The organism is Pseudomonas sp. UBA5706 (genome assembly GCF_002419965.1).
Taxonomy (GTDB): domain Bacteria; phylum Pseudomonadota; class Gammaproteobacteria; order Pseudomonadales; family Pseudomonadaceae; genus Aquipseudomonas.
This window is the reverse complement of record NZ_DIHC01000032.1, coordinates 91,057-100,912: the sequence shown is the minus strand read 5'-3', so window position 1 is coordinate 100,912 and position 9,856 is coordinate 91,057. Positions and strand designations below refer to the sequence as shown.

The window sequence follows — 9,856 nt, the reverse complement described above, 5'->3', positions numbered from 1 at the left end:
CCCGGACACTAGTGACGCAGAACGTGGGAACGATCAGACGTCCGGGCAGGGGGGCTTTTGCCCCTCAGCCGTATCGTTTCTTGGCCTCGATTGCCAGACCACTGCCGATGCTGCCGAAGATGTTGCCCTCCACATGCCGCGCCTTGGGCAGCATCGCTGCAACGCTGTTGCGCAGGGCAGGGATACCGCTGGAACCACCGGTGAAGAACACCGTGTCGACATCCGTCACGCCGACCCCCGCATCGTTCAACAGGCGCGTGACGCTTTCACGTATACGCTCCAGCAATGCATCGATCGATGACTCGAACAAAGCGCGGGTCAGATCGACGCTTAGCCCGCCTTCGACGCGATCCATCGGCACCAGACGGTTTTCGGCATGGGTCAGCTGGATCTTGGTTTCTTCCACTTCCATTGCCAGCCAGTGCCCGGCGCGCTGTTCGATCAGCTTGAACAGACGGTCGATGCCCTGCGTGTCTTCGATGTCGTAGCGCATGCTGCCCAACGCCAGCTGCGACTTCTGCGAATACACCGAGTTGATGGTGTGCCAGGTCGCCAGGTTCATGTGCGTGCTGGTGGGCATGTAGGCGCCACTTTTCATCCGGCTGCCGTAGCCGAAAAGCGGCATCACGCCCTGCAGGCTGAGTTGTTTGTCGAAATCGGTACCGCCAATGTGTACGCCGCCGGTGGCGAGAATGTCGCTCTGGCGGTCGTCGACCAGACGCCGCTGCGGCGACAGGCGCACCAGCGAGAAGTCCGACGTACCCCCGCCGATGTCGACGATCAGCACCAGTTCTTCACCTTCCAGGGTCGACTCATAGTCGAACGCCGCAGCAATCGGTTCGAACTGGAACGAGACATCCTTGAAGCCGATCTTGCGTGCCACGTCGGCCAGTGTGTCTTCGGCTTCCTGATCGGCAGCGGCGTCGTCATCGACAAAATGCACCGGACGCCCCAGCACCACCTGTTCGAAAGAGTGGCCGGCTGCGGCCTCCGCGCGCTTTTTCAGCTCGCCGATGAACAGCCCGAGCAGGTCCTTGAAGGGCATTGCCGTACCCAGCACGCTGGTGTCGTGCTTGATCAGCTTGGAGCCCAGCAGGCTCTTGAGCGAGCGCATCAGGCGCCCTTCGTAGCCTTCCAGGTACTCGTGCAACGCCAGGCGACCGTAGACCGGACGGCGCTCTTCCATGTTGAAGAAGACCACCGAAGGCAGGGTGATCTTGTCGTCCTCCAGCGCAATCAGCGTTTCCGCCCCAGGGCGCAGCCAGCCGACCGTGGAGTTGGAGGTGCCGAAATCGATGCCGACGGCCCGGGCTGGGGATGGAGTGCTCATGTTTTACGTTCCGGTCAAAAAAACGGCCGCGCAGTGTATGCGAGTGCGCCGCGAATTCGTAGCGCGCCGCGTCGGTTTTTCTGTCGATACGTGTCTATTTCACGCTTGTACCTTGAATCGAGGCGTCGCACCCCCAATCTTGCAGGCAACTCTCAACGTTCACGGTCGGTTTGGATCTTCTTTCAAGCTCATGCCACCGTGTGCCGATAACCTTGCAACATTCAGCGCGGTCGACGTTCTCATCTGATAACGCGGTATGCAACTGTGCTGGATAATCCGGAATGGGTGACCGTTAGATGGACTTCAAAGACTATTACAAGATTCTTGGCGTAGAGCCGACGGCGGACGAGAAAACCATCAAGACCGCCTATCGCAAACTCGCGCGCAAGTATCATCCCGACGTCAGCAAAGAGCCTGGCGCGGAGGACAAATTCAAAGAGGCGTCCGAGGCCTATGAAGCGCTGAGCGATCCTGAAAAGCGCGCCGAGTACGACGATATCCGCAAGTATGGCCAGCAGGGCCGTTTCCAGCCGCCTCCAGGATGGCAGGGGCGTGGTGGCGCTGGCGCCGGTCAGGGTTTCGGCGGCGGCGGATTCGAAGGCGGGGACTTTTCCGACTTCTTCAGTTCGATTTTCGGTAATCGTGGTGGTCAGCAAGGCGGGCGTGCATACAGCGCGGGCCGTCGAGGGCAGGATGTGGAAATGGAACTGGCAATCTTCCTCGAAGAAACCCTCTCTACCGAATCGAAGAAGATCAGTTTCAAGGTGCCGCAGCACAGCGCCAATGGCCAGCGCACGGCCGATGTCACCAAGACCCTGAACGTGAAGATTCCGGCGGGCGTTGCCGATGGTGAGCGCATTCGTCTAAAAGGACAGGGCGCGCCGGGCATTGGCGGGGCTGAAAACGGGGATCTGTTCCTGACCATTCGTCTGGCGCCGCACCCCAGATTCGACGTTGAAGGCCATGACTTGATCATCACCGTGCCCTTGGCCCCTTGGGAGGCTGCACTGGGCGCCAAGGTCGCTGTGCCAACCTTGACCGGCAAGATCAACCTGACCATTCGTCCGGATAGTCAGAGCGGGCAGCGACTGCGAGTCAAGGGGAATGGTCTTTTGAACAAGCAGGGCCAGCGTGGCGACCTTTTCGCGCAATTGAAGATCGTCATGCCCAAGTCCACCGATGACGCTACCAAAGCGCTGTGGGAGAAACTGGCCGAGAAGGCTGCTTTCGATCCGAGGGCTCAATGGAGTAACTGATCATGAGCAACACCCTGGTCGTAGACATGCAGGAATTCTGTCAGGTGGTCGACATGCCGGTCGCCTATGTCATCGAAATCGTCGAGCACGGCATCGTCGAGCCGCAGGGGGTGAAGCCGGACGACTGGTTGTTCGACACCCACTCGCTGTCAGTCGCCAGGCGTGCTGCCAAGTTGCACCACGACCTGGCGATGGAGTGGGACGGTGTGGCCCTGGCGCTGAACCTGCTGGATGAACTCGAACAGGTGCGTGCGGAGAACCGCATGCTTAAGCAGCGGCTGGGGCGGTTTGTCGAGGATTGAGCCCGCATGCCTGCGCAGGGCGTTCAAGCGGGCAGCACAATCGGTCAATGCACGGTTTCAGGTGGACGGAGTTAGCGGGTTTTGCTGAGACTGCGCGCCAGATCGCCAGCAAGCTTGCTTATCCGTCCTTCGGTCAGAACCAAGGCCGTTTCGGGTTCAAGCCTTCTTCGGTAGCACCACGGTAAACGTGGTCCCGTCCCCAAAATTCGACGTCACGGTGATGCTCCCACCGTGCGCGTTGGCCACTTCCTTGACGATGTACAACCCCAATCCCAGGCTCGTAGAAGGGTTGCGGGTGCCCGCCTGTTCGTTCAGCGAACGCACCAGCGGGTCGAAGATACTGCCGATCGCTTCCTCGGCAATCGGTTCGCCATCGTTGTGCACCGAGAGGCTGACATGGTTCTCCCCTCCGATCAGCGTCACGCTGATCTTGTGGGTTGAAGCGCCGTGTTGCAGGGCATTGCCGATCAGGTTTTGCAGCATCTGGTCAATGCGCGCGCGGTCCCATTCGCCTTGGGTATCGCCCCGCGTGGTGAATACCGGGTCGCAATCCGGTTGCCCGGCGCTGGCCGCATCGATGGCATCGCGGCAGGCGGTGGTCATTTCCATGGGCTTGCGCTCGATGGGCAAGCTCGCACCCAGGCGGCTGCGGACGAACTCCAGAAGATCACTGACCATGGTCGCCATGTGCAGGCCGCTGCTCTTGATGCGTTTGACGTAGGCCATGTCGGCCTTGCTGATGCCCGCCTTGCGCATCAGGATCTCCGACGACATGCCGATGGCTTGCAAAGGCGCGCGCAGGTCGTGGCCCAAAATGGCGAGAAAGATATCCCTTGAGCGATTCACGCGCTCTGCGTAGGCGGCAGTGGACTCTGCCAAGGCTTCGTCAATGGCTTCGTTAAAGCGAATCATGTCGGTGAAATAGGCGATTTCCGGTGACGTCAGACTTTCAACCCAGAAGCGGATAACCGTCGCCCGCAAGTGGCGAAACTCGGAGGTCATCTGCACCAGGTCGAAGCCGACGTGGTGTCGCAGCTCGCCATGACTGGCGGCCGCCTGATCCAGCGTCGGCGTCTTGCCCAGATCCTCACCCTGCGCTTTGGCGATCTGCTCGGCCTTGGTCTGCGCGGTGTTCATGTCTCGCGCAGCGGCCAACAATATGGCCTTGGCGTGATCGCGTAAATCCGCGCTGCTCAGCGAGACTGCCGCAGGTGTCAACGTTGCGGCGAACTTCTCCCATTCATCCACGATACGGTCCACGTTCTGGACGATGAAGTCGGAAAGACGCATGGGTACAACCTTGCTGACAAAGCGCTAAATAAAAAGTGCCGCCATCTTAACGCCAGTTTGTGGCAGGAAGAACAGCGGATTCACGCGCAGGGATGGCCGGTGCGCGGCATCCTGTAGCAACACGGCTTGCCAGCGGCAGCGATTTCATCGACGCCACGGGCAGGCAGCTGTACGGCTACAGGTGATGGGCGAGGTAGCGTCCAGCGCTAGAACAGAAAATAACGCTGCGCCATTGGCAATACGTCTGCAGGCTCGCACCACAACAGCACGCCGTCGGCCTTGACCTGGTAGGTCTGTGGGTCCACCTCAATCTTGGGCAGGTAATCGTTGTGGATCAGGTCGGCCTTGGTCACGCTGCGGCAGCCTTTGACCACGGCGATTTGCTTCTTCAAACCCAGTTGGTCCGGTACGCCCGCATCGAAAGCCGCCTGGCTGATGAAGGTCAGGCTGCTGGCGTGCAGGGAGCTGCCGTAGCTGGCAAACATCGGGCGGTAGTGCACCGGTTGCGGGGTCGGGATTGAGGCGTTGGCGTCGCCCATCAGGCTCGCCGCGATAGAGCCGCCCTTGAGGATCAGCGTCGGTTTGACGCCGAAGAACGCCGGACGCCAAAGCACCAGATCCGCCCATTTACCCACCTCGATTGAACCCACTTCATGACTGATACCGTGGGTAATCGCCGGATTGATGGTGTATTTGGCGATGTAGCGTTTGGCGCGAAAGTTGTCATTGCCTTCGCCGTCACCCGGCAATGGGCCACGCTGGCGTTTCATTTTGTCGGCGGTCTGCCAGGTGCGCATGATCACCTCGCCGACGCGGCCCATGGCCTGGCTGTCGGAGCTGAGCATCGAAAAGGCGCCCAGGTCATGCAGGATGTCCTCGGCTGCGATGGTTTCGCGGCGAATGCGGCTCTCGGCGAACGCCACGTCCTCGGCGATGCTGGGGTCCAGGTGATGGCAGACCATCAGCATGTCCAGATGCTCATCGATGGTGTTGCGGGTGAACGGTCGGGTCGGGTTGGTCGAACTCGGCAGCACATTAGGGAAGCCACACGCCTTGATGATGTCCGGTGCGTGGCCGCCACCGGCCCCTTCGGTGTGATAGGTGTGAATGGTGCGGTTCTTGAACGCGCCCAGGGTGGTTTCGACGAAGCCGGACTCGTTCAGGGTGTCGGTGTGGATCGCCACCTGCACGTCGTATTGGTCGGCGACGGTCAGGCAGTTGTCGATGGCCGCAGGCGTGGTGCCCCAGTCTTCGTGCAGCTTGAGGCCGATGGCGCCGGCCTTGACCTGCTCGATCAGTGGCTCGGGCACACTGACATTACCCTTGCCGGTGAAGCCGATGTTCATCGGGAACGCTTCGGCGGCCTGCAGCATGCGCATCATGTGCCATTTGCCGGGCGTTACAGTCGTCGCGTTGGTGCCGGTTGCGGGGCCCGTGCCGCCGCCGATCATGGTGGTGACGCCACTCATCAGCGCCTCTTCGATCTGTTGCGGGCAGATGAAATGGATGTGCGTGTCGACGCCGCCAGCGGTCAGGATCATGCCTTCGCCTGCGATGATTTCAGTGGCGGCACCGATGGCGATGGTCACATCGGGCTGGATGTCCGGGTTGCCTGCCTTGCCGATGGCGGCGATGCGTCCATTCTTAAGGCCCACGTCGGCTTTGACGATACCCCAGTGATCGATGATCAGCGCGTTGGTGATCAACGTATCGACGACCTCGGCGGCTGGCAATTGGCCTTGGCCCATACCGTCACGGATGACCTTGCCGCCGCCGAATTTCACTTCCTCGCCGTACGTAGTGAAGTCCTTCTCGACCTCGATCCACAGCTCGGTATCGGCAAGACGTACACGGTCGCCGACGGTAGGGCCGAACATGTCGGCGTAGGCTTGTCTGGAAATTTTCATCTACATGCCTTGAGATTCAATGATCGTTCCACGCTCTGCGTGGTAACGCATCCCGTGACGCTCTGCGTCACAACAACGGACGCGAAGCGTCCAGTCAGGCGTTCCCATGCGGAGCGTGGGAACGATCAGGTATGAGTTCAGCGACGCAGATCAGAGGTCGCCCATCACCCGCCCGGCAAACCCAAACACCCGCCGCGACCCCGCCAGGTCGACCAGCTCGACCTCTCGCGCCTGCCCCGGCTCGAAGCGCACGGCAGTCCCCGCCGGGATGTTCAAGCGCATGCCGCGGCTGGCGGCGCGGTCGAAGATGAGGGCGTCGTTGGTTTCGAAAAAGTGGAAATGCGAGCCGACCTGGATCGGCCGGTCCCCGCTGTTGGCGACGCGGAGGGTGAGGGTCCGACGCCCGGCATTGAGCTCAATCTCTCCGGGCTGGATCCGGTATTCACCAGCAATCATGCGCTCTTCCTCGGCAGTAATTTGTAGTAAAGGGCCGTAGCGTGATATTCGCCGTCCGGGTTGCAGGCGTAGTCCGGAAGCTTGCCGGACAGTTCGTAGCCCAAGGCACGGTAGAAATCTTCGGCCGGCGAGCCGGCCAGGGTGTCCAGGTACAGCAGCCCGCGCTGGTGCTGAACGGCGGCCTGTTCAACCGCCTGCATCAATTGCGTGGCCAGCCCGCGACGTCGGGCATGATCGAGTACCAGCAGTTTTTGCACCTCGGCGCGGTTCAGGCCATTGGCCTTCTGGCACAGCGCCAATTGCACGGTCGCCAGCACCTGTTCGTCTTGCACCACTACCCACAACAACACCTCGCCTTGCTCGACCTGGGTCCGTACGCCGTCCCACCAGTTGTAGGCTTCGGCAGCGCTCAAGTCGGCCATGAAACCCACCGATGCGCCTCCCTGCACGGCATCCAGTAACAACGCCACCAGACCGTGGCGGTAATGCGCGAAGCTTTCGCTGGTAACACGTCGCAACTGAGCAGCGTTCATGGGATTTCCTTATGGTTTGAGCAATCAGGGTTCAAGGGGCGCAATGGGGCTTATCTTGCCGGGGCCTGCGAGGGTGGAGCAGGTGTGCCAGGCGACAGGTCCAGTTGCATGAAAGTCAGATCCAGCCAGCGACCGAACTTGGTGCCAACTTGTGGCATCCGCCCGGTGGTGATGAAGCCCAGGCGCTCATGCAAATGAATTGACGCCGCGTTCGCACTTTCGATAGCCGCGACCATCATGTGCTTGTCGCAGGTCCTGGCACGGTCGATCAGTGCTGTCATCAGCAGTGGCCCCAGTCCATTGCCGCGTTGGTCGGCACGCACGTAGACCGAGTGCTCCACGGTGTGACGGAAGCCTTCGAACGGGCGCCAGTCGCCGAACGAGGAATAGCCCAACACCTGGTTGGCTTCATCGACGGCCAGCAGAATCGGATAGCCCTGGCTCTGGCGTGCAGCCAACCAGGCTTCGCGGTTGCTCAGGTCCACCGGTTGCTCGTTCCAGATTGCCGTGGTGTTGAGCACGGCATCATTGTAAATATCCAGCACGGCAGGCATGTCAGTCAGCAGTGCGTCACGAATCGTATGCGTCATGTTCGTTTCCACTTCGTCCAAGGTGCTTCAGGCGATCGGCTGATGCACGGTGACCAGCTTGGTGCCATCCGGGAAAGTGGCCTCGACCTGGATTTCCGGGATCATTTCCGGGATGCCCTCCATCACCTGTTCGCGGGTCAGCAGGGTGGTGCCGTAGTGCATCAATTGCGCAACCGTCTGCCCATCGCGCGCGCCTTCGAGCAGCGCCGCGGAGATGAACGCCATGGCCTCCGGGTAGTTAAGTTTCAAACCCCGTGCCAGCCGCCGCTCGGCGACCAGACCGGCGGTGAAAATCAGCATCTTGTCTTTTTCGCGTGGAGTCAGGTCCATGGGTTTTCCGTTTCCAATAACTGAATAAGGTGAGCCTGGGGCGCTGCATGACCTCTACAGCAGTCCGGCCTGGCTGCGTACGAATACCCGCCCTCAGGTACTCCAAATCCTCGGTGGTACAGCCTCTCGGCCCAAAAGGGCAGGGCGTAGCAGCTTCCATAGTTCGATCAGCCAGGCTCGCGCGTGCAGGGCTTCTTCAGCCAGGCAACGTGCCACCACCAGACCCGGTAACTGAGTCAGGTCACCGCGCACGGGCGAATGGTCAGCCCGTTCACGGCAACGCTCCAACAACCGGGCGTCGATTTCTCCGGTCACGATCAGCGTCGCGAACACTGGCTTGCCACCCAAACCGACCGGCGAATCCAGCAGTCCGTCATTGCCCTGGAGGCGCTGGCGTTCATGCCATAGCGCTTTGCCGTCACGACGAATATCCAGATGCGCCTGAAAATGCCCATGATCGAAACGCTCGCCACTGGCCGGCCGCCCGAGCGCCACCACGTCCCAGTAGAACAGTCGGGCATCGCCTTCAAGCTCGATGCACGTCGTCAACTGCGCTTTAGCCTCGCTGAAGACGATGGTCTCCTGCGGTAACCATTCCAGCGTAGCGCCCGCAGCGACTTTCAGCTCCAGTTGTTGGTACGCAGGGCTCGCCGCGCGGTACCACTTGGCCGCGCCGGGGCTGGTCAGCTGTGCCCAGGCGCCGGGACCGACGCTGGCGCTGATGTCCAGCCGGTCGCCACCGGCAATCCCGCCCGGCGGGTGGACGATGATGTGCTGGCACACGTGCGGGCCTTCGGCATACAGGTGTTTCTGCACCCGCAACGGGCCTTTGTGACGGCGCTGAGTCGGGCGCGTGGTATCACCGAAACGCCCATAGCCCAACTCCAGCTCGGCGTGCCAGCTGGGCGTGAACAGGGCGGCGGGAACAGGAAGATTCATAGGTTCTTTTTCGTTTTCGCAGGCATCTACCTTAGCCGATTGTGCGTCAAATAGTGACCAGGCCACGTACGCCTTCGGTTTCCATGTTTTCGCCGCGACCTTGCTGAACGATCTCGCCGCGAGACATGACGATGTACTGATCGGCCAGTTCGGCAGCGAAGTCATAAAACTGCTCGACCAGCAGAATCGCCATATCGCCACGGGCCGCAAGCGTCTTGATCACCGCGCCGATTTCCTTGATCACCGACGGCTGAATGCCTTCGGTGGGTTCGTCCAGAATCAGCAAGCGCGGACGGCTGGCCAGGGCGCGACCGATGGCCAGCTGTTGCTGTTGGCCACCGGACAGATCGCCGCCGCGCCGGTGCTTCATCTGCAGCAGCACCGGGAACAGCTCGTAGATGAAAGCCGGCACTTGTTTGGCCTGCGAGCCGGGGAAGCGTGACAGGCCCATCAGCAGGTTTTCCTCTACCGTCAGGCGCCCGAAAATCTCCCGACCCTGTGGCACATAAGCGATGCCTGAATGTACCCGCTGATGCGGTTTAAACCCTGTGATCGGCTTGCCCTCCCACTGCACCGCGCCCTCCTTGGCGGGCAACAGGCCCATTAGCACTTTGAGCAAGGTGGTCTTGCCTACGCCGTTACGCCCCAGCAGGCAGGTCACTTCGCCGATCTTCACGTCGAAAGACAGACCACGCAGAATATGGCTGCCGCCGTAATACTGATGAAGCTTTTCTACCTGAAGCATAAGGTTCGTTCTCTTTTCTGACGGCTGCCGCTGTCCCTGTGGGAGCGGATTTATCCGCGAAGCTGTCTTTCGAATGCTGAAGATGATCGTTCCCATGCTTTGCGTGGGAATGCTGCAATGGACGCTCGGCGGCCCGTTGATGACGCGCAGCCTCAGCGGATGCATTCCCACGCGGAGC

Annotated in this window: 11 protein-coding genes; 2 read left to right on the top strand and 9 right to left on the bottom strand. The window is 60.8% G+C overall.

Annotated features, from left to right (window positions below; translation table 11 throughout):
* Window positions 1-64: 64 nt before the first annotated feature.
* Entirely contained in the window at window positions 65-1,330 is a 1,266-nt protein-coding gene (locus B3I26_RS15330) for an Hsp70 family protein (protein WP_296258774.1), read from the bottom strand.
* Between the two features lie 296 nt (window positions 1,331-1,626).
* On the opposite strand from B3I26_RS15330, the gene cbpA reads away from it, so the two are divergent.
* Together cbpA and B3I26_RS15320 are read left to right on the top strand one after the other, a co-directional pair.
* Window positions 1,627-2,586, top strand: a complete 960-nt coding sequence (gene cbpA / locus B3I26_RS15325) for a curved DNA-binding protein (RefSeq protein ID WP_296258772.1) — start codon at window positions 1,627-1,629, stop codon at window positions 2,584-2,586.
* A gap of 2 nt (window positions 2,587-2,588) precedes the next feature.
* Window positions 2,589-2,888 (top strand): chaperone modulator CbpM, encoded by a 300-nt coding sequence (locus B3I26_RS15320; protein WP_296258771.1) that lies wholly within the window; start codon window positions 2,589-2,591, stop codon window positions 2,886-2,888.
* A 156-nt stretch (window positions 2,889-3,044) separates the two neighbouring features.
* On the opposite strand, the gene B3I26_RS15315 is transcribed toward B3I26_RS15320, so the two are convergent.
* The 8 genes from B3I26_RS15315 to urtE all read right to left on the bottom strand — a co-directional run bounded on the left by B3I26_RS15315 (window position 3,045) and on the right by urtE (window position 9,678).
* Window positions 3,045-4,178: a sensor histidine kinase gene (locus B3I26_RS15315; RefSeq protein ID WP_296258770.1), complete on the bottom strand. Its 1,134-nt coding sequence runs from the start codon at window positions 4,176-4,178 to the stop codon at window positions 3,045-3,047.
* Between the two features lie 206 nt (window positions 4,179-4,384).
* Window positions 4,385-6,085: an urease subunit alpha gene (gene ureC / locus B3I26_RS15310; RefSeq protein ID WP_296258769.1), complete on the bottom strand. Its 1,701-nt coding sequence runs from the start codon at window positions 6,083-6,085 to the stop codon at window positions 4,385-4,387.
* 150 nt (window positions 6,086-6,235) lie between these two features.
* The gene (locus tag B3I26_RS15305; protein ID WP_296258768.1) at window positions 6,236-6,541 is read right to left on the bottom strand and encodes an urease subunit beta; all 306 of its coding nucleotides are present in this window, start codon (window positions 6,539-6,541) and stop codon (window positions 6,236-6,238) included.
* Window positions 6,538-7,074, bottom strand: coding sequence for a GNAT family N-acetyltransferase (locus B3I26_RS15300; protein ID WP_296258767.1), 537 nt, complete (start codon window positions 7,072-7,074; stop codon window positions 6,538-6,540). Before B3I26_RS15300 ends, B3I26_RS15305 begins: the two co-directional genes overlap by 4 nt.
* A 50-nt stretch (window positions 7,075-7,124) precedes the next feature.
* Window positions 7,125-7,664 (bottom strand): GNAT family N-acetyltransferase, encoded by a 540-nt coding sequence (locus B3I26_RS15295; protein WP_296258765.1) that lies wholly within the window; start codon window positions 7,662-7,664, stop codon window positions 7,125-7,127.
* 27 nt (window positions 7,665-7,691) lie between these two features.
* Window positions 7,692-7,994, bottom strand: a complete 303-nt coding sequence (locus B3I26_RS15290) for an urease subunit gamma (protein ID WP_296258763.1) — start codon at window positions 7,992-7,994, stop codon at window positions 7,692-7,694.
* A gap of 93 nt (window positions 7,995-8,087) precedes the next feature.
* Window positions 8,088-8,933, bottom strand: a complete 846-nt coding sequence (locus B3I26_RS15285) for an urease accessory protein UreD (RefSeq protein WP_296258760.1) — start codon at window positions 8,931-8,933, stop codon at window positions 8,088-8,090.
* 46 nt (window positions 8,934-8,979) lie between these two features.
* A complete protein-coding gene (urtE, locus tag B3I26_RS15280; RefSeq protein WP_296258759.1) occupies window positions 8,980-9,678 on the bottom strand; it encodes an urea ABC transporter ATP-binding subunit UrtE in 699 nt (232 codons plus the stop codon).
* Window positions 9,679-9,856 lie beyond the last annotated feature (178 nt).